General features: G+C 63.8%; 16 protein-coding genes. 11 read left to right on the top strand and 5 right to left on the bottom strand.

Going from position 1 to position 18,086, the window contains the following annotated elements; translation table 11 throughout:
• Positions 1-118 precede the first annotated feature (118 nt).
• The 7 genes from E5X34_RS12900 (at position 119) to sufA (ending at position 7,304) form a co-directional block, all read left to right on the top strand.
• Positions 119-1,279 (top strand): cysteine desulfurase family protein, encoded by a 1,161-nt coding sequence (locus E5X34_RS12900; protein ID WP_292564924.1) that lies wholly within the window; start codon positions 119-121, stop codon positions 1,277-1,279.
• Positions 1,280-1,469: 190 nt separating this feature from the next.
• The gene (gene sufB / locus E5X34_RS12895; RefSeq protein ID WP_292564921.1) at positions 1,470-2,990 is read left to right on the top strand and encodes a Fe-S cluster assembly protein SufB; all 1,521 of its coding nucleotides are present in this window, start codon (positions 1,470-1,472) and stop codon (positions 2,988-2,990) included.
• A gap of 26 nt (positions 2,991-3,016) precedes the next feature.
• Complete coding sequence (sufC, locus tag E5X34_RS12890) at positions 3,017-3,772, top strand: Fe-S cluster assembly ATPase SufC (RefSeq protein WP_042644485.1); 756 nt, start codon at positions 3,017-3,019, stop codon at positions 3,770-3,772.
• Between the two features lie 22 nt (positions 3,773-3,794).
• Complete coding sequence (gene sufD / locus E5X34_RS12885; RefSeq protein WP_292564918.1) at positions 3,795-5,066, top strand: Fe-S cluster assembly protein SufD; 1,272 nt, start codon at positions 3,795-3,797, stop codon at positions 5,064-5,066.
• A gap of 101 nt (positions 5,067-5,167) precedes the next feature.
• On the top strand, positions 5,168-6,409 hold the full coding sequence (locus tag E5X34_RS12880; protein ID WP_292564915.1) for a cysteine desulfurase: 1,242 nt from the start codon (positions 5,168-5,170) through the stop codon (positions 6,407-6,409).
• A 5-nt stretch (positions 6,410-6,414) separates the two neighbouring features.
• The gene (locus E5X34_RS12875; protein WP_126060580.1) at positions 6,415-6,822 is read left to right on the top strand and encodes an SUF system Fe-S cluster assembly protein; all 408 of its coding nucleotides are present in this window, start codon (positions 6,415-6,417) and stop codon (positions 6,820-6,822) included.
• A gap of 101 nt (positions 6,823-6,923) precedes the next feature.
• Positions 6,924-7,304, top strand: coding sequence for a Fe-S cluster assembly scaffold SufA (gene sufA, locus E5X34_RS12870; protein ID WP_201410242.1), 381 nt, complete (start codon positions 6,924-6,926; stop codon positions 7,302-7,304).
• Positions 7,305-7,336: 32 nt separating this feature from the next.
• Here the strand turns inward: sufA and E5X34_RS12865 are convergent, their stop codons facing one another.
• The gene (locus E5X34_RS12865) at positions 7,337-7,834 is read right to left on the bottom strand and encodes a GFA family protein (protein ID WP_292564911.1); all 498 of its coding nucleotides are present in this window, start codon (positions 7,832-7,834) and stop codon (positions 7,337-7,339) included.
• An 89-nt stretch (positions 7,835-7,923) separates the two neighbouring features.
• Here E5X34_RS12865 and E5X34_RS12860 point away from each other — a divergent pair, with 89 nt between their 5' ends.
• Entirely contained in the window at positions 7,924-8,247 is a 324-nt protein-coding gene (locus E5X34_RS12860; protein WP_292564908.1) for a TfoX/Sxy family protein, read from the top strand.
• Positions 8,248-8,454: 207 nt separating this feature from the next.
• Here E5X34_RS12860 and E5X34_RS12855 read toward each other — a convergent pair whose 3' ends face one another.
• Together E5X34_RS12855 and E5X34_RS12850 are read right to left on the bottom strand one after the other, a co-directional pair.
• Entirely contained in the window at positions 8,455-9,372 is a 918-nt protein-coding gene (locus E5X34_RS12855; protein ID WP_292564905.1) for a pseudouridine-5'-phosphate glycosidase, read from the bottom strand.
• Between the two features lie 40 nt (positions 9,373-9,412).
• Positions 9,413-10,366, bottom strand: a complete 954-nt coding sequence (locus E5X34_RS12850) for a carbohydrate kinase family protein (protein WP_292564901.1) — start codon at positions 10,364-10,366, stop codon at positions 9,413-9,415.
• A 282-nt stretch (positions 10,367-10,648) separates the two neighbouring features.
• On the opposite strand from E5X34_RS12850, the gene recA reads away from it, so the two are divergent.
• Positions 10,649-11,746, top strand: coding sequence for a recombinase RecA (gene recA, locus E5X34_RS12845; protein WP_040981289.1), 1,098 nt, complete (start codon positions 10,649-10,651; stop codon positions 11,744-11,746).
• 328 nt (positions 11,747-12,074) lie between these two features.
• Positions 12,075-14,744 (top strand): alanine--tRNA ligase, encoded by a 2,670-nt coding sequence (alaS, locus tag E5X34_RS12840; protein WP_292564898.1) that lies wholly within the window; start codon positions 12,075-12,077, stop codon positions 14,742-14,744.
• Between the two features lie 226 nt (positions 14,745-14,970).
• Here alaS and E5X34_RS12835 read toward each other — a convergent pair whose 3' ends face one another.
• Positions 14,971-15,597: a glutathione S-transferase family protein gene (locus E5X34_RS12835; protein ID WP_292564895.1), complete on the bottom strand. Its 627-nt coding sequence runs from the start codon at positions 15,595-15,597 to the stop codon at positions 14,971-14,973.
• Between the two features lie 161 nt (positions 15,598-15,758).
• Positions 15,759-16,970, bottom strand: coding sequence for an NADP-dependent isocitrate dehydrogenase (locus E5X34_RS12830; protein ID WP_292564892.1), 1,212 nt, complete (start codon positions 16,968-16,970; stop codon positions 15,759-15,761).
• Positions 16,971-17,178: 208 nt separating this feature from the next.
• On the opposite strand from E5X34_RS12830, the gene E5X34_RS12825 reads away from it, so the two are divergent.
• On the top strand, positions 17,179-18,027 hold the full coding sequence (locus E5X34_RS12825; protein ID WP_292564889.1) for an RNA methyltransferase: 849 nt from the start codon (positions 17,179-17,181) through the stop codon (positions 18,025-18,027).
• Positions 18,028-18,086: the final 59 nt, after the last annotated feature.

Below are 18,086 nucleotides of genomic sequence, written 5' to 3'. Positions count from 1 at the left end.
CCGATGGTTCGGCCGCCCGCGCCGCAAGCCGGGTAAATAGGACGGCTTGCCTTGCAATTTCAAGGAAATAACGCGCTATCCTCGCGGGATAGTTGGCGGAAGGACGAACTGAGCGAAAATGGCCGCAACCCGCGCCTATCTCGACTACAACGCCAGCGCGCCGCTCATTGCGGAAGCGCGGGCGGCGATGGTCGCCGCCCTCGATGCCGCCAACCCGTCATCGGTGCACACCGAGGGCCGCGCCGCGCGCCGACTGGTCGAGGATGCGCGCCGTGACGTGGCGCGGCTGGTCAACGCCAGGCCCGAGCATATCGTCTTCACCTCCGGCGCCACCGAAGCCGCCTCGACGCTGCTTACGCCGGACTGGCAGATGGGGCGCGGCGCCATCCGTATGAGCCATCTCTATGTCTCTGAGGCCGACCATCCCTGCGTCCTCAATGGCGGGCGCTTCGCGGCGGCGCAGGTGACGAGGATCGGCGTCGACAGCAACGGCATTGCCGATCTCGAGGCGCTTGCCGCCGCGCTTGGCCAGCATAACAAGGCGGCCGGTCTGCCCCTGGTGGCGATCCACGCCGCTAATAATGAGACTGGCGTCGTCCAGCCGGTCGGTCGCATCGCCGAGATCGTCAAGGCCGCCGGCGGGGTGCTGGTCGTCGACGCCGTCCAGGCCGCCGGGCGGATTCCGCTCGATATGTCAGGCCCTTATGCCGATTACCTGATCCTGTCCTCGCACAAGATCGGCGGTCCCAAGGGCGTCGGCGCGATCGTCGCCGCGTCCGACCTGATGATGCCGCGGCCGCTGGTCAATGGCGGCGGCCAAGAGAAGGGCCATCGCGCCGGCACGGAAAACGTCGCCGGGATCGCCGGTTTCGGCGCCGCGGCGCGGGCAGCACTTGCCGGCCTCGACGATATGGACGCCGTAGCGCGCCGGCGCGACGAGGTCGAAGCCATCGTGACCGAACTGGCGCCGGACGCGGAAATCTTCGGAAATGGCGCTCAGAGGCTTGCCAACACGACATTCTTCGCTATTCCCGGCATCAAGGCCGAGACGGCGCAGATCGCTTTCGATCTGGCCGGCGTCGCGCTGTCGGCGGGCTCGGCCTGCTCGTCGGGAAAGGTCGGGCCAAGCCATGTGCTGAAGGCCATGGGCCATGGCGACAGCCTGGGCGCCTTGCGGGTCTCGATCGGCCGCGCGACCGGCGCCGAGGACATCGCGGCGTTCAGAGCGGCGTTGGCCGGCATTGTCGCGCGCCGCGCGGGCAAGGAAGAAGCCGCCTGACGGCGGCGAAGACGAATTCAGGCCCTGCGGCCTGGTAGAGTGGTGCGTTTTATCCTGGCCGGGTGAATTTCCGGCGGACACGCACTATATGGAGCTTACTCCGCTGCGCGTCCCTGCCGGGATGCGATCACAGCGGTGCCATAGTTTGAAAACTGCCGGGCCTTGACCCCGGCGTGGATGGAGAACGCTTATGCCTGCTGTGCAGGAGACGATCGATCGAGTCCGAAAGATCGACGTCGACCAGTATAAATATGGATTCCAGACAGAGATCGAGATGGACAAGGCCCCGAAGGGCCTGAGCGAGGACATTATTCGCTTCATCTCGGCCAAGAAGGATGAGCCGGACTGGATGCTGGAATGGCGTCTGGGGGCCTATCGCCGCTGGCTGACGCTGGAAGAGCCGACCTGGGCGCGCGTCCACTATCCGAAGATCGACTTCCAGGACATCTATTACTACGCCGCGCCGAAGAGCACGCCGGGGCCGAAGTCGCTGAGCGATGTCGACCCCGAACTGCTCAAGGTCTACGAAAAGCTCGGCATTCCGCTCAAGGAGCAGGAAATCCTGGCCGGCGTGCAGAAGCCCGCGGCGGCGGACGGGGAAGCGGAGATAGGCGACAACGTCTACAAGTCCGGCCGCGTCGCGGTCGACGCCGTGTTCGATTCGGTTTCCGTGGTCACGACCTTCAAGGAAGAGCTCGCCAAGGCGGGCGTCATCTTCTGCTCGATCTCGGAAGCGATCCGCGAGCATCCGGAACTGGTCAAGAAATATCTCGGCTCGGTTGTGCCGACCTCGGACAATTTCTACGCGACGTTGAACTCGGCCGTGTTCACCGACGGTTCCTTCGTCTTCGTGCCGAAGGGCGTTCGCTGCCCAATGGAGCTGTCGACCTATTTCCGCATTAACGAGAAGAACACCGGCCAGTTCGAGCGCACGCTGATCATCGCCGAGGAGGGGGCTTACGTCTCCTATCTCGAAGGCTGCACGGCGCCGCAGCGCGACGAGAACCAACTGCATGCCGCGGTAGTCGAGCTGATCGCGCTCGACGATGCCGAGATCAAATATTCGACGGTGCAGAACTGGTATCCCGGCGATGCCGAGGGCAAGGGCGGCATCTACAACTTCGTCACCAAGCGCGGCGATTGCCGCGGCGACCGCTCCAAGATCTCGTGGACGCAGGTCGAAACCGGCTCGGCGATCACCTGGAAATATCCGAGCTGCATCCTGCGCGGCGACGATTCCAGCGGCGAGTTCTATTCGATCGCGGTCTCGAACGGTTACCAGCAGGTCGATAGCGGCACCAAGATGATCCATCTCGGCAAGAACACGTCGAGCCGCATCATCTCCAAGGGCATCGCGGCCGGGTTCTCGCAGAACACCTATCGCGGCCAGGTCTCGGCGCACCGCAAGGCGACCAACGCGCGCAACTTCACCAATTGCGACTCGCTTCTGATCGGCGACCAGTGCGGCGCGCACACCGTGCCTTACATGGAAGCCAAGAACGCGACGGCGAAGTTCGAGCACGAGGCGACGACGTCGAAGATCTCCGAGGACCAGAAGTTCTACGTCATGCAGCGCGGCATCCCAGAAGAGGAAGCGATCGCGCTGATCGTCAACGGCTTCGTTAAGGATGTCATCCAGCAGCTGCCGATGGAGTTCGCCGTCGAGGCGCAGAAGCTGATCGGGATCAGCCTCGAGGGTTCGGTCGGCTGACCGCAAAAGTTATTCAGGAAGAAACTATGCTTGAGATCAAGAATTTGCATGCCCGCATCGTCGATGACGGCACCGAGATCATTCGCGGCCTGAATCTGACGGTGAAAGCCGGCGAGGTCGCGGCCATCATGGGTCCGAACGGCTCTGGCAAGTCGACGCTGTCCTATATCCTCGCCGGCCGCGAGGACTATGAGGTGACCGAAGGCGACATCCTCTATAACGGCCAGTCGATCCTCGAGATGGATCCGGCCGAGCGCGCCACCGCCGGCATCTTCCTCGCCTTCCAGTATCCGATGGAGATACCGGGCGTGGCGACCATGGAGTTCCTCAAGGTGGCGATGAACGAGCAGCGCAAGGCGCGCGGCGAGGAGCCGCTCAAGGTTCCGGAGTTCCTGAAGCGGGTGAAGGAAGCCGCCGCCTCGCTCAGCATGGACATGAATATGCTCAAGCGGCCGCTTAATGTCGGCTTCTCGGGCGGCGAGAAGAAGCGCGCCGAGATCCTGCAGATGAAGCTGCTGGAGCCGAAGCTTTGCGTGCTCGACGAGACCGATTCCGGCCTCGACATCGATGCGCTGAAGATCGTCTCGGACGGCGTCAACGCGCTGCGTTCGCCGGAGCGCGCCATCGTCGTGATCACCCACTACCAGCGCCTGCTGGAGCACATCGTGCCGGATTCGGTGCACGTGCTCTACAAGGGCCAGGTCATCAAGTCGGGCGACAAGTCGCTGGCGCTCGATCTCGAGGCCAATGGCTATGCCGGCGTGATCGGCGAAGCGGCGTGAGATGGCAGTCGAGGCAAGAGCCATGAACATGCATGCACAGCCCCAGCGGACCTTGGCCGAGACGGCGCTCATTGACGCCTTTGGCGAGCGGCTGTCACAACTGCCCGGCGACGGGGCGGTGATGGTCAAGCGCGACGACGCGATCGAGGCGATCAAGCACGGCCTGCCGACGCGCCGCGTCGAATCCTGGCATTATACGGATTTGCGCCGGTTGCTGACCAACGTGCCGGCTTTCGAAGCCGACGCCGTGGCCAAGGCACTTGCGCCGGTTCTTGAAGGGTCGGCCGTGCTGCCTGTGCTGAACGGAGTCTCACAGACGAAGCTGCCGGAGATCGACGGCGTCACCGTGCAGCGCCTGTCGGAAAAGCTGACCGACGGCAGCGTTGCGCCGGGACTCGACACCTATGGCGACGACGATGCGATCGGCGCCCTGAACACGGCCTTTGTTGCCGACGGCTATTTTGTCGATATCGCCGATGCAACCGAGTTGGAAAAGCCGATCGAGTTGCAGAATTTGCAGGCGGGCGGCCAGTCGCATGTGCGGCTCTTGGCACGTGTCGGCGCCGGCGCCAAGGCGGTCATCGTCGAGCGCCAGACGGGCGAGGGCGACGAGGCGCTCATTTCGTCGGTCAGCCAGCTGGTGGTCGGCGACGGCGCGCAAGTGACCTGGCTGATCGTGCAGGAGCAGCCGGACACGGCCACGCATCTCGCCCAGTTCAAGGCGCATATCGGCAAGGACGGCAAGCTGACGCTGTTCGTGATGAATGCCGGCGGCAAGCTCGTTCGCCAGGAGGTCGTGGTCAGGACGACGGGCGAGGGCGCCGATTTCAAATTGCGCGGCATCAATCTTCTCGCCGGCGACACGCATACCGACACCACCATGGTGCTCGATCATGCCGTGCCGCACACCACCTCGACGGAAGTGATCCGCAATGTGGTGACCGGCAAGGCGCGGGGCGTTTTCCAGGGCCGCATCAACGTGCATCAATACGCGCAGAAGACCAACGCCAAGATGGCCTGCAACACGCTGCTTCTGTCCGATGACGGCGAATTCTCGACCAAGCCGGAGCTGGAAATCTTCGCCGACGACGTGGTCTGCGGCCACGGCGCAACCGTCACCGAGATCGACCACAACCATCTGTTCTACCTGATGGCGCGCGGTATCGACGAGAAGTCGGCGCGGGGCCTTCTGGTGAAGGCGTTCGTCGCCGAAGTGATCGAGGAACTGGACGACGAGGCGCTTGTCGAAGCGCTCGAAGAGCGGCTCGACGGCTGGTTTTCGACGCACGGCTAGCGCCTAACCTTCTCCCCCTTGTGGGAGAAGGTGGCCGAGCGAAGCTCGGACGGATGAGGGGTGTTGGAAGGATCGCGGCTTTGGCCGGCAAGGACTTCGAAATGGACCAGAAGATCGAAACCACCCCATACGACGTCGAGGCGATCCGCCGCGACTTCCCGATCCTGTCGCGCCAGGTCTATGGCAAGCCGCTGGTCTATCTCGACAATGGCGCTTCGGCACAGAAGCCGCAGGTGGTGCTCGACACCATCCAGCACGCCTATTCCCAGGAATATGCCAACGTCCATCGCGGCCTGCATTTTTTGTCGAACGCCGCGACCGATGCCTATGAGAATGCCCGCAAGTCGGTGCAGCGGTTTTTGAACGCGCCGAGCACTGACAATATCGTCTTCACCTCGAACACCACCTCGGCGATCAACACGGTCGCCTATGGCTGGGGCATGCCGCGGATCGGCGAGGGCGACGAGATCGTGCTGTCGATCATGGAGCACCATTCCAACATAGTGCCGTGGCATTTCATCCGCGAGCGGCAGGGCGCCAAGCTGGTCTGGGTGCCGGTCGACGATCTCGGCGCGTTTCACATCGAGGAATTCGAGAAGCGCCTGACCGACCGCACCAAGCTGGTCGCCATCACGCAGATGTCCAACGCGCTGGGCACGGTGACGCCGATCAAGGAGATCGTGCGCATCGCGCATGCGCGTGGAATTCCGGTCCTCGTGGACGGCAGCCAGAGCGCGGTGCACATGCCGATCGACGTGCAGGATCTCGACTGCGATTTCTTCGTCTTCACGGGACACAAGGTCTACGGCCCGTCGGGAATCGGCGTGCTCTACGGCAAGAAGGACAGGCTGGAAGAGATGCGGCCCTTCATGGGCGGCGGTGAGATGATCGAGGAGGTGACGGAGGACATCGTCACCTACAACGAGCCGCCGCACCGTTTCGAGGCTGGCACGCCGCCGATCGTGCAGGCGATTGGGCTCGGCGCCGCGTTGGACTATATGGAGAAGGTGGGCCGCGAGCGCATCGCAGTACATGAGGCGGACCTCAAGGCCTACGCGCATGAGCGGCTGCGGGCGATCAACTCCTTGCGCATCTTCGGCGACGCGCCCGGCAAGGGCGCCATCATCTCGTTCGAGTTGCAGGGCATCCATGCGCATGACGTGTCGATGGTGATCGACCGGCAGGGTGTTGCGGTCCGCGCGGGCACGCATTGCGCCCAGCCGCTGTTGAAACGCTTCGGCGTCACCTCCACATGCAGGGCATCGTTCGGCATGTATAATACCAGGGCCGAAGTCGACGCTTTGGCCGAGGCGCTGGAAAAGGCGCGAAAGTTCTTCGGGTGATGATGATGAACGATGTGAGCGCGACCCAAGAGACTGCTCCGGAAACGGCTGGTCCGGAAACGGCCGGCAACGGTATCGTCTCGGCCTCGGCTATCCCCGCCGACGAGTTGGCGCGGCTGACCGACGACATCGTCTCGGCGCTGAAGACGGTCTATGACCCGGAAATCCCGGCCGACATCTACGAGCTTGGCCTCGTCTACAAGATCGACATTGAGGACGACCGTTCAGTCAAGATCGACATGACGCTGACCGCGCCGGGCTGCCCCGTGGCCGGCGAGATGCCGGGCTGGGTCGAGAACGCCGTCGGCGCCGTCGAAGGCGTTTCCGGTGTCGAGGTCAACATGGTGTTCGACCCGCCATGGACGCCTGACCGCATGTCGGAAGAGGCGCAGGTCGCGGTGGGTTGGTACTAGCAGGCACATGCTGGCGCACTTGCGCCAGCGGTAAAACTTCACCATTTTAGGTGAGAATCATTCGGCAGGCCTTGAACCTGCAGGGAATGGAGAAGGAAAATATGGGACGCTTCGCCGTCATCACGATGACCGAAAAGGCCGCCGACCGCGTGCGCGAGATCGTGGCCGCGCGCGACAACGCGCATGGCATCCGGCTCGGCATCAAGAAGGGCGGCTGCGCCGGCATGGAATACACCATCGATCTGGTGACCGAGCCGAACCCCAAGGACGACCATATCGAGCGCGACGGCGCGCATGTCTATGTCGCGCCGGAAGCCGCGCTCTTCCTGTTCGGCACCGAGATGGATTTCGAACAGACGACGTTGCGCACCGGCTTCACCTTCAAGAACCCGAACCAGAGTTCGGCCTGCGGCTGCGGCGAATCCGTCGAATTGAAGCCGGCTGATCTCAAGGCCCTTGCCGAGGCGCGCGCTTCGGCCTGATCTTCCTTGGCCTCGTCAACGGGGCGAAGAGACTAGTCGACCCACATCCCAGTTCGCTTGTGCCAGTCGGCGATCGATTCCTCGGGGTAGACCTCGAATACCTTATCCTTCTTGCCGACCACCGGCTCGACCCAGTTCGCCTTGTATTTCAGCATCAGATGCACCTTTTCCGGCGGCTTCGGCAGGTCGGTGTCGATTGCCGAGGCGAAGGGGTGCACGAGATCCGGCCAGGTCGGGTCGTAGAGCCAGAGCGCCGAGCCGCATTTGCGGCAGAAATTGCGCTCGCCGGTCGAGACCTCGCAATGCGGGTGCTCGTCGTCCTCGATCTTGGCGCGGTAGACGCCGAGGCTGCGCTTGCCCCTGATTTTCATCGTTTCGTAGTCGGCGCCGAGATTGATGGCGAAACCGCCGCCGCCCTGCTGCTTGCGGCAGATCGAGCAATAGCAGAGCATGAACGGCACCGGCGTGTGGCTTTGCACCTCGAAGCTGACGGCGCCGCAGCGGCAGGAGCCTTTGAGCAGGACGGGCATGGCGGGAACTCCGTTTCCAGGTTTCAACCTGTCAGCATGCTTTTGGTTGCGGCGATGACAAGGCCCTTGGCGGATGAGATGATCGCGGCATGGATAATACGCGCCTCGAAGAACTGTTCGAAAGCCTTGGGCCGATCAGCATCCGCAAACTGTTCGGCGGCAAGGGCATCTATTGCGACGGCGTTATCGTCGCGGTGGTGGTACGCGGCGAGCTGATGCTCAAGGCGGATGAGGAAACCATTCCCGATTTCGAGGCCGCCGGCTGCAGCCAGTGGACCTATATCGGCTCGCGCCACGGCAAGGACGTGGCGATGCCCTATTGGAGCGTGCCGGACGAGGCGTTCGACGATCCCGACGAGATGGCCGTGTGGGCGCGGCGGGCGTATGAGGCGGGAAGACGGGCGGGGAAGTGATTTGACCTGCTGTTGAAACACTGTGAAGGGCACGTCTAGGCCGCCCCCTCATCCGGCCGCTTCGCGGCCACCTTCTCCCCGCTGGGGAGAAGAGGTTGGCGCGGGCGCTAGCAGCTCCTCTCCCCTCGGGGAGAGGTCGGATTGCCCCGAATTGCTCTTCGCAATTCGGCCTTGGCAATCCGGGTGAGGGGGCTTCGCCGCGTGCCTCTACAGCGCCTTCGCAATCTCCGCCGCAAGCCGGGCGTTGTTCTCGACCAGCGCGATGTTGGTCTTGAGGCTGCGGCCGCCGGTGAGTTCCAGGATCTTCGACAGGAGGAACGGCGTCACCGCCTTGCCGGTCACGTTCTGGGCTTCCGCTGCTTTCTGCGCGGCATCGATATAGCCGGCCATTTCGTCGGCCGGAATCTCGTCGTTTTGCGGCACGGGATTGGCGACCAGGATGCCGCCGCCGATGCCCAGCGCCTGCCGCGTCCGGTAGAAATGCGCGATGTCCTCAGGCGCCTGCAGCGTCAGCGGCGCGCGGAAGGGCGATTGCCTGGACCAGAAGGCGGGCATGGTTTCGCTGCCATGGCCGATGACCGGCACACCACGCGTCTCCAGCACTTCCAGCGTCTTTTCGATGTCGAGGATCGCCTTGGCGCCGGCCGAGACGACGATGACAGGCGTGCGCGCCAGCTCGTCGAGATCGGCCGAGATGTCGAAGCTTTTCTCGGCACCCTTGTGGACACCGCCGATGCCGCCGGTGGCAAACACTTTTATGCCGGCCATATGCGCGGCGATCATGGTGGCGGCCACCGTGGTGCCGCCGGTGCGCCCTTGCGCCACCGCAAAGCCGATATCGGCACGCGACAGCTTCATGGCGTCGCCGGTCATGGCGAGCGATTCGCGTTCGCCGTCGGACAGGCCGATCTTGATGCGGCCGTTGACCACGGCGATCGTCGCCGGCACCGCGCCGGCATCAATGATGATCTGCTCGACCTTGGCCGCCATCGCGCCATTGTCGGGGTAGGGCATGCCGTGGGTGATGATGGTCGATTCCAGCGCCACCACGGGCCGGCCGGCGGCGAGCGCCTCCGCCACGGGCGGGTGGACATCGACGAAGGGGCGGGCGGTTTGCGGCGTCATGGCTGTTCTCCGACAAGGAGGAAGTAGATTGTCGGTGGCCCTATGCCACCTCCCGTGCCTCCGGCACAAGGGCAAGCGCCTGCGTGAAATTGGCGGTCGTAAGGGACGGCACGGCCTCGGCGCTTTCTATGGCGAGCATTGCCGCCGCGACGCCCTCGCGCAGTGCGGTGCGCAGCGGCAGGCCGTGCAGCAGGGCGGCGACCGTCGCGCCGGTCAGCGCATCGCCGGCGCCGGTCACGTCGGCGACCCGGCGCGGCGCCGGCGGGTCGATTTCGAAGATGCCGGCGTCGTCGAAGCCCAGCACCGGAGCGCTGCCGGCCGTGATCACGCCGGCGTTCAGGCCGACCTGCCTGAGTGCGTCGACAAGGGCTTCTCCTGACATTTCGGCGCGAACCAGCGCGGCGGCTTCGCGGCGGTTCATGAAGAGCAACGACAGATCACTGAGCAGAGGCGCCAGGCGGACGACCTTGGCTGGCGAGACGGCGATGGCGAAGACCGGCCGGTCGCCGGCGAGCGCAACCAGGCGCTCCAGCGCCGCGGTCGGCAGGTTAGCGTCGCACAAAATGGCGTCGGCCGCGGCGATCGCCTCGCGCACCTTGGAACGCCTTATCTGCTTGGGAAAGGCGAGGTCGTAGAGCGCCATGTCGGCCAGTCCGACGATCAATTCGCCCTCGGCGTCGATCAGCGCCGTGTAGCTCGGCGTCGTGCGGTCGAGGAACACCACCGAGAGGTCCGTTATCCCCGCGTTGTCGATCGCCGAGGCAACTGTGTCCGCCGCCGCGTCGCCGCCGCGCACCGAGATCAGCGAGGCCGGCACGCCGCGCTTCACCACGCTGCGCAGCGCGTTGAAAACGACGCCGCCGACATCCTCGCGCATCATGCCGGGATTGGAGGCGGCGGGCACATAGGTGCCCGCGACCTGGCCGCGCCGGTCGATATGGGCGCCGCCCAAAGCCAGGATCGTTGGGGCCAGGATAGTTGGGAATGTCGGCATTTCGGGTCGCTGACTTTCATTGATCGTGCGGCTGCGCACACTAGGTTTCCCCGGGTCGCCCTGCAATCGGGCTCGCGATTCGGGATGGCCGGATATCGAAATCTCTTCTGGACCAGCGGTTGTGCTCCGCACTAGCCCTGGTGAGACAAAAATAGAACAAATCCAGATATTGATTGTTTTTCAGATATTTGTTGCCCCTTGCCAAATGAGAACAAAAAAGGTACAAAACAGCAGGGATCACGGATTGTCCGGCCTTCATTGACGACCAAGGGGTGATGTATCATGGCTCAGAATACTTTGCGGCTTGTAGAGGATAAGGCAGTGGACAAATCAAAGGCTCTGGACGCGGCGCTGTCGCAAATCGAGCGCGCTTTCGGCAAGGGCTCGATCATGCGGCTCGGCGCCAACGAGCAGGCGGTCGAGATCGAAACCGTACCGACCGGCTCGCTCGGCCTCGACATCGCGCTTGGCGTCGGCGGGCTGCCGCGCGGCCGTATCGTCGAGATCTACGGGCCGGAAAGCTCGGGCAAGACGACGCTAGCGCTGCACACGGTTGCGGAAGCGCAGAAGAAGGGCGGCATCTGCGCTTTCGTCGATGCCGAGCACGCGCTCGATCCGGTCTATGCCCGCAAGCTTGGCGTCGACCTCGAGAACCTCCTGATCTCGCAGCCCGACACCGGCGAGCAGGCGCTGGAAATCTGCGACACGCTGGTGCGTTCGGGCGCCATCGATGTGCTGGTGGTCGATTCGGTCGCGGCGCTCACGCCGCGCGCTGAAATCGAGGGCGAGATGGGCGACGCGCTGCCCGGTCTCCAGGCCCGCCTGATGAGCCAGGCGCTGCGCAAGCTGACCGCCTCGATCTCGCGCTCCAACACCATGGTCATCTTCATCAACCAGATCCGCATGAAGATCGGCGTCATGTTCGGCTCGCCCGAAACCACGACCGGCGGCAATGCGCTGAAATTCTACGCATCGGTGCGCCTCGACATCCGCCGCATCGGCTCGGTCAAGGACCGAGACGAGGTCGTGGGCAACCAGACCCGCGTCAAGGTGGTCAAGAACAAGCTGGCCCCGCCCTTCAAGGTGGTCGAGTTCGACATCATGTATGGCGAGGGCGTGTCCAAGACCGGCGAGCTTGTCGATCTCGGCGTCAAGGCCGGCGTGGTCGAGAAGTCGGGCGCCTGGTTTTCCTATAATTCGCAGCGTCTCGGCCAGGGTCGCGAGAACGCCAAGCTGTTCCTGCGCGACAATCCCGACACGGCACGCGAGATTGAGATGGCGCTTCGGCAGAATGCGGGGCTGATCGCCGAGAAATTCCTTGAGAATGGCGGCTCCGAAGGCGGGGACGACGGTTTCGAGGACGAAGCCGGCGCCATGTAGGGCCGGTCCAGGAAGATTGCGTAGCGGTTTCCTGTTCGGCGCGGGCAATTCGTCGGGTTAGCCGGAGTTCGGCCACAATCCTGGTTTATTTGGTTATGCTTATGTAATCGCGTTCTTGAGTACTGCGTACCCGAACCGCCGGCCTTCGCGCCGGCGGTTTTGCGTTTCGCGGGGGGTGTTGAGCCGCTGCCCGCTTGCCGATTGGCCCAACTCCGTGTTTCTGGACAGGCTCAAGAGCTATCGCTAAAAGGCCCATCTATCTTCTGAAATACCAAAGCCCATTTGCCGCCGGCCGGGCCGGTGGTTCTTGCGAAAAAGGCAGTGTGCAATGAGTGGCGTGAACGACATCCGGTCGACATTCCTCGACTACTTCCGCAAGGAGGGCCACGAGATCGTCGCCTCCAGCCCGCTGGTGCCGCGCAACGACCCGACGCTGATGTTCACCAACGCCGGCATGGTGCAGTTCAAGAACGTTTTCACCGGCCTGGAGAAGCGCTCCTATTCGCGCGCCGCGACCGCGCAGAAGAGCGTGCGCGCCGGCGGGAAGCATAACGATCTCGACAATGTCGGCTACACCGCCCGCCATCTCACCTTCTTCGAGATGCTCGGCAATTTCTCGTTCGGCGACTATTTCAAGGAGCGCGCGATCGAGCTTGCCTGGAACCTGATCACCAAGGGTTTCGGCCTGAAGAAAGACAAGCTGCTCGTCACCGTCTATCACACCGACGATGAGGCGGCAGCTTACTGGAAGAAGATCGCCGGTTTTTCCGACGACCGCATTATCCGCATTCCGACCTCGGACAATTTCTGGGCGATGGGCGACACCGGCCCGTGCGGTCCCTGCTCGGAGATCTTCATCGACCGCGGCGAGCATATCTGGGGCGGCCCGCCCGGCAGCCCGGAGGAGGATGGCGACCGGTTTCTGGAATTCTGGAACCTGGTGTTCATGCAGTATGAGCAGGTGACGAAGGAAGAGCGTATTGACCTGCCGCGGCCCTCGATCGACACCGGCATGGGGCTGGAGCGCATGGCCTCCATCCTGCAAGGCGTCGAAAGCGTCTTCGAGACCGACCTGTTCAAGCATCTGATCGATGCCGCCTCCTCGGCGCTCGGCCACGGGCCAAATACGGAGAACGTTGCGTCCTATCGCGTGATCGCGGATCACCTGCGGTCATCCGCCTTCCTGGTGGCCGATGGCGTGCTGCCGTCCAACGAAGGCCGAGGCTATGTGCTGCGCCGCATCATGCGCCGTGCCATGCGCCACGCGCAGCTGCTCAGCGCCAAGGAACCGCTGATGTGGCAGCTGGTGCCGGCGCTTGTGCGCGAGATGGGCCAGGCCTATCCCGAGCTGGTGCGCGGAGAGGCGCTGATCACCGAGACGCTGAAGCTCGAGGAAACGCGCTTCCGCAAGACGCTGGTGCGCGGCCTCGGCCTGCTTTCGGACGCCACCGAGACGCTTCATGCCGGCGACATGCTGGACGGCGAGACGGCCTTCAAGCTCTATGACACCTACGGCTTCCCGCTCGACCTGACGCAGGATGCGCTCCGCCAGCGCAGCATCTCGGTCGACATCGCCGGCTTCACCGACGCGATGGAGCGGCAGAAGGCCGAGGCGCGCGCGCATTGGGCGGGCTCGGGCGAGGCCGCGACCGAGACGGTCTGGTTCTCGGTGCGCGAAAAGACGGGCGCGACCGAATTCCTCGGCTACGAGACTGAAGCTGCGGAAGGCATCGTCCAGGCGCTGGTAAAGGATGGCAAGACGATCGACAGCGCCTCCCAGGGCGATGCGATCGCCGTGGTCGTCAACCAGACGCCGTTCTATGGCGAATCCGGCGGCCAGATGGGCGATACCGGCGTCATCTCCGGCGAGGGCTTCTCGATCGAGGTTTCCGATACCCAGAAGAAGGCCGACGGTCTGTTCGTGCATCTGGGCAAAGTGGTCAAAGGCACGGTGAAGACCGGTGCTGCGGTCGAGCTCAAGGTCGACCATGCCCGCCGCTCGAAGCTGCGCGCCAACCATTCGGCGACGCATCTCATCCATGAGGCACTGCGCGAGGTGCTGGGCACTCACGTGGCGCAGAAGGGCTCGCTGGTCGCGCCCGACCGCCTGCGCTTCGACATCTCGCACAACAAGCCGATCTCGGCTGACGAGCTCGAGGAGGTCGAGCGCATGGCGAACGAGATCGTCGTGCAGAACAGCCCGGTAACGACGCGGCTGATGTCGGTCGATGACGCCATCGCCGAGGGCGCGATGGCGCTGTTCGGCGAGAAATACGGCGACGAGGTGCGCGTCGTGTCGATGGGCACCGGCCTGCACGGCGCTAAGGCCAATCGTCCCTATTCGGTCGAGCTTTGCGGCGGCACGCATGTCAGGTCGACTGGCGATATCGGCCTGGTTCGCATTCTCTCGGACAGTGCTGTCGCGGCCGGCGTGCGCCGCATCGAGGCGCTGACCGGCGAGGCGGCACGCAGGCATCTCGACGAGCAGGACAAGCGACTGAAGGCCGCGGCTGCGACCCTGAAGATTGCGCCGGCCGATGTGCCGTCGCGTGTCGAGGCGCTGCTCGAAGAGCGCAAGAAGCTCGAAAAGGAGCTGACCGAGGCGCGCAAGAAGCTGGCGCTGGGCGGCGGTTCGGCCGTTGCCGATGCCCCGGCCGCGAACGAGACGGTTGCCGGCGTCGGTTTCCTCGGCAAGGCGGTTTCCGGTGTGGCGCCGAAGGACCTGAAGCCGCTGGCCGATGCCGGCAAGAAGACGCTTGGCTCCGGCGTGGTCGTCTTTGTCGGCGCTGGCGAGGACAACAAGGCGAGCGTGGTCGTCGGCGTCACCGACGACCTGACTGGCCGCTTCAGCGCCGTCGATCTGGTCCGCGTCGCGTCGGCCGCGCTTGGCGGGCAGGGCGGAGGCGGCCGGCCCGACATGGCGCAAGCCGGTGGTCCGGATGCATCCAAGGCAAATGACGCGATCGCGGCGGTGAAGGCGGCGCTGGAAGCCGCGTAGGCGGGCGGACTGAATTTATTGCGACGGTTGGCGGGACAGCGCCCCTCTCTGTCCTGCCGGACATCCCCCCACATGGAGGGAGATCGGACGTCGCATCGGCTTTCGCCAATGGTCAGCGGTGCAGGAAAGGCGCCTGCGTTGCAACCGCTTCTTTCTCCCCGTTACGGGGAGAAATGCCCGGCAGGGCAATGAGGGGCGGCGCCGACGTTGAGGAAATTCACTCGGCCTAAGCGACCTTTTCAGTCCGCACAAAGCTCGCACGATCAGCCACGCGCGCATACCAATCCTGGATATCCGCAAACCGCGCCAGCAGGTCGCGCCCTTCCGAGACCTTGAGGAAATAGGCGATGATCGGCGCCGCGTGCAGGTCGGCCAGCGTCAGTTGCTCGCTAATCAGCCAGGGCCCCTTTGCCTTGCAGGATGTCAAAACCTTGAACACCGTTTCGGCCTGGCGGAGCCCGGCGGCGATCAGCGCCTCGTCCGGCGGCGCCTTTTCAAGCCGCTCGACCGCCACATCCCAGACCATGGCGCGGTAGCCATAGGCATCGAGCATGCCGATGATCTGGTTCATCCGCGCCCGAAGGCGCGGATCAGTAGGCTGAAGGGCCGGGCCATCGAAGGCTTCGTCGACATAGCGCGCGATTGCGCCGGTCTCGAACAGGCGAAAACCGTCATGCTCGAAGGCCGGGATGCGACCGAACGGGTGATGTTCCAGATACCAGGCGGGAATGCCGTCGGCGGCGAAGATGTCGAGCGGCACCAGCTCGTAGCCGATGCCTTTCTCCTCCAACGTCATCCGCGCGATGCGCACATAAACGCTGTAGTCAGCGCCATAGAGGATCGGCTCGGCCATCGCTTCCGCTCTTTTGCTTACCCCACAAAAACGAAGGCTCCTTTCGGAGCCTTCGACACTGAGGGACTTTGGCACACGGCCCGGCCCTACGCTATGGCTCCGGGCGTTCGTCGCATGAAAAGCCCATTTTGGGGCTTTTCATGCGCTTCGCGCACCGCTCCTCACCCCATTGCCTTCTGCAGATTCTCGTCGATCTTGTCGAGGAAGCCAGTGGTGGAGAGCCACGGCTGGTCGGGGCCGATCAGCAGCGACAGGTCCTTGGTCATGAAGCCGCTTTCGACGGTCTGGATGCAGACCTTCTCCAACGTCTCGGCGAAGCGCTTCAGCTCGGCATTGCCGTCGAGCTTGGCGCGATGGGCGAGCCCGCGCGTCCAGGCGAAGATCGAGGCGATGGAATTGGTCGAGGTTTCCTCGCCCTTCTGGTGCTGGCGGTAGTGGCGGGTCACGGTGCCGTGCGCGGCTTCCGCTTCCACGGTCTTGCCGTCGGGGGTCATCAGCACCGAGGTCATCAGGCCGAGCGAGCCAAAACCTTGCGCGACGGTGTCGGACTGCACGTCGCCGTCATAGTTCTTGCAGGCCCAGACATAGCCGCCCGACCATTTCAGGCTCGAAGCGACCATGTCGTCGATCAGGCGGTGCTCGTACCAGAGTTTGCGCGCCTTGAATTCGGCCTCGAATTCCTTCTCGTAGACCTCCTGGAAAATATCCTTGAAGCGGCCGTCATAGGCCTTGAGGATGGTGTTCTTGGTCGACAGATAAACCGGGAAATTGCGCAGCAGCCCGTAGTTCAGCGAGGCGCGGGCGAACTCGCGGATCGACTCGTCGAGATTGTACATGGCCATGGCCACGCCGGCGCCCGGCGCGTCATAGACCTCGTGCTCGATCACCTGGCCGTCCTCGCCGACGAACTTGATCGTCAGCTTGCCCTTGCCGGGGAAGCGGAAGTCGGTGGCCCGGTACTGGTCGCCGAAGGCGTGACGGCCGACGACGATCGGCTTGGTCCAGCCCGGCACCAGGCGCGGCACGTTCTTCATGATGATCGGCTCGCGGAAGATGGTGCCGCCGAGGATGTTGCGGATGGTGCCGTTGGGCGACTTCCACATCTTCTTCAGCTTGAATTCCTCGACGCGGGCCTCGTCGGGGGTGATCGTCGCGCATTTCACGCCGACGCCCCATTTCTTGATGGCGTTGGCGGAGTCGATGGTCACCTGGTCGTTGGTGGCGTCGCGGTGCTCGATGCCGAGGTCGTAATATTCAAGCTTCAGATCGAGATAGGGGTGGATCAGCTTGTCCTTGATGAACTGCCAGATGATGCGGGTCATCTCGTCGCCGTCGAGCTCGACGACCGGGTTCGCCACCTTGATCTTCGCCATGGAAAGAGTGCCTCGTTGCTGGGGGATCTGGACGGCCTTGCCCGCATGGTTTCGGCCGGGAATGCGGAGCGTATATCAAAGGCTTTTTCAGCGCGCAAACCACGATCCGCGCCGGAATGGACGTGTGCCGCTGTTGTGAATGCTTCATTTTCCGGTCCGGATGTGGCAGGGGACGCCGAAACGCCGCAAACCCCGGTTACCCATAGCCATGCCAGCCACCGAAGATACAGCCAAGACCGCCTCCGCCGGACCGGCGATCATCCTGGTCGAGCCGCAGCTCGGCGAGAATATCGGCATGGTCGCCCGCGCCATGGCGAATTTCGGCTTGTCGGAACTGCGCCTCGTCAACCCGCGCGATGGCTGGCCGAGCGAGAAGGCGCGCGCGGCCGCCAGCCGTGCCGATCATGTCATCGACGCCACCAGGGTCTTCGACGATCTGGCGTCGGCCGTTGCCGACCTGAACTTCGTCTTCGCCACGACCGCGCGCGAGCGCGACGGCTTCAAGCCTGTGCGTGGGCCGGTGGAAGCGGGCAGGGCGCTGAGGGCACGCGTCGAGGCCGGCCAGCGCACCGGCATCCTGTTCGGCCGCGAGCGCTTCGGCCTCTATAATGACGAGGTCGGGCTTGCCGACGAGATCGTCACTTTTCCGGTCGATCCCGGGTTCTCCTCGCTCAACATCGCGCAAGCGGTGCTTTTGATGTCCTATGAATGGATGAAATCCGGCCTCGCCGACGAGACCCAGACCAATTTCTCCGGGCCGGAGATGGTGCCGGCGACCAAGGAGCAATTGCACAGCCTGTTCGCCTATCTGGAGAACGCGCTGGAGGCGCGAGGCTACTTCCGCCCGGAAGAAAAGAAGCCGAAGATGGTCGACAATTTGCGCGCCGTGCTGACGCGCGCGGGCTTTGCCGAGCCGGAACTGAAGGTTCTGCGCGGCATCATCTCCTCGCTCGACCGGTTCTCGCCGGCCATGCCGCGCGGCGATGGCTCGCCTGGGGATGATCCGAGGCGGCTGCCGGCGGCTGCGCGAAGTCGCGCCAAAGACCAAGAAAGTTAAAATCCATAAGCTATGAGCATTTGAAGTAACCGATTTTTATTCTGTTATGCCTCATCCTT

It is taken from the genome of Mesorhizobium sp. (assembly GCF_004963255.1).
In the GTDB taxonomy this organism is placed as follows: domain Bacteria; phylum Pseudomonadota; class Alphaproteobacteria; order Rhizobiales; family Rhizobiaceae; genus Mesorhizobium.
Note: the sequence above shows the minus strand (reverse complement) of the source record. Positions and strands in the feature narration are given on the sequence as shown.

Coding starts and splice junctions, on each gene's coding strand:
- E5X34_RS12900 (WP_292564924.1), top strand. CDS start 119: ATGGCCGCAACCCGCGCCTATCTCGACTACAACGCCAGCGCGCCGCTC.
- sufB (WP_292564921.1), top strand. CDS start 1,470: ATGCCTGCTGTGCAGGAGACGATCGATCGAGTCCGAAAGATCGACGTC.
- sufC (WP_042644485.1), top strand. CDS start 3,017: ATGCTTGAGATCAAGAATTTGCATGCCCGCATCGTCGATGACGGCACC.
- sufD (WP_292564918.1), top strand. CDS start 3,795: ATGAACATGCATGCACAGCCCCAGCGGACCTTGGCCGAGACGGCGCTC.
- E5X34_RS12880 (WP_292564915.1), top strand. CDS start 5,168: ATGGACCAGAAGATCGAAACCACCCCATACGACGTCGAGGCGATCCGC.
- E5X34_RS12875 (WP_126060580.1), top strand. CDS start 6,415: ATGAACGATGTGAGCGCGACCCAAGAGACTGCTCCGGAAACGGCTGGT.
- sufA (WP_201410242.1), top strand. CDS start 6,924: ATGGGACGCTTCGCCGTCATCACGATGACCGAAAAGGCCGCCGACCGC.
- E5X34_RS12865 (WP_292564911.1), bottom strand. CDS start 7,834: ATGCCCGTCCTGCTCAAAGGCTCCTGCCGCTGCGGCGCCGTCAGCTTC.
- E5X34_RS12860 (WP_292564908.1), top strand. CDS start 7,924: ATGGATAATACGCGCCTCGAAGAACTGTTCGAAAGCCTTGGGCCGATC.
- E5X34_RS12855 (WP_292564905.1), bottom strand. CDS start 9,372: ATGACGCCGCAAACCGCCCGCCCCTTCGTCGATGTCCACCCGCCCGTG.
- E5X34_RS12850 (WP_292564901.1), bottom strand. CDS start 10,366: ATGCCGACATTCCCAACTATCCTGGCCCCAACGATCCTGGCTTTGGGC.
- recA (WP_040981289.1), top strand. CDS start 10,649: ATGGCTCAGAATACTTTGCGGCTTGTAGAGGATAAGGCAGTGGACAAA.
- alaS (WP_292564898.1), top strand. CDS start 12,075: ATGAGTGGCGTGAACGACATCCGGTCGACATTCCTCGACTACTTCCGC.
- E5X34_RS12835 (WP_292564895.1), bottom strand. CDS start 15,597: ATGGCCGAGCCGATCCTCTATGGCGCTGACTACAGCGTTTATGTGCGC.
- E5X34_RS12830 (WP_292564892.1), bottom strand. CDS start 16,970: ATGGCGAAGATCAAGGTGGCGAACCCGGTCGTCGAGCTCGACGGCGAC.
- E5X34_RS12825 (WP_292564889.1), top strand. CDS start 17,179: ATGCCAGCCACCGAAGATACAGCCAAGACCGCCTCCGCCGGACCGGCG.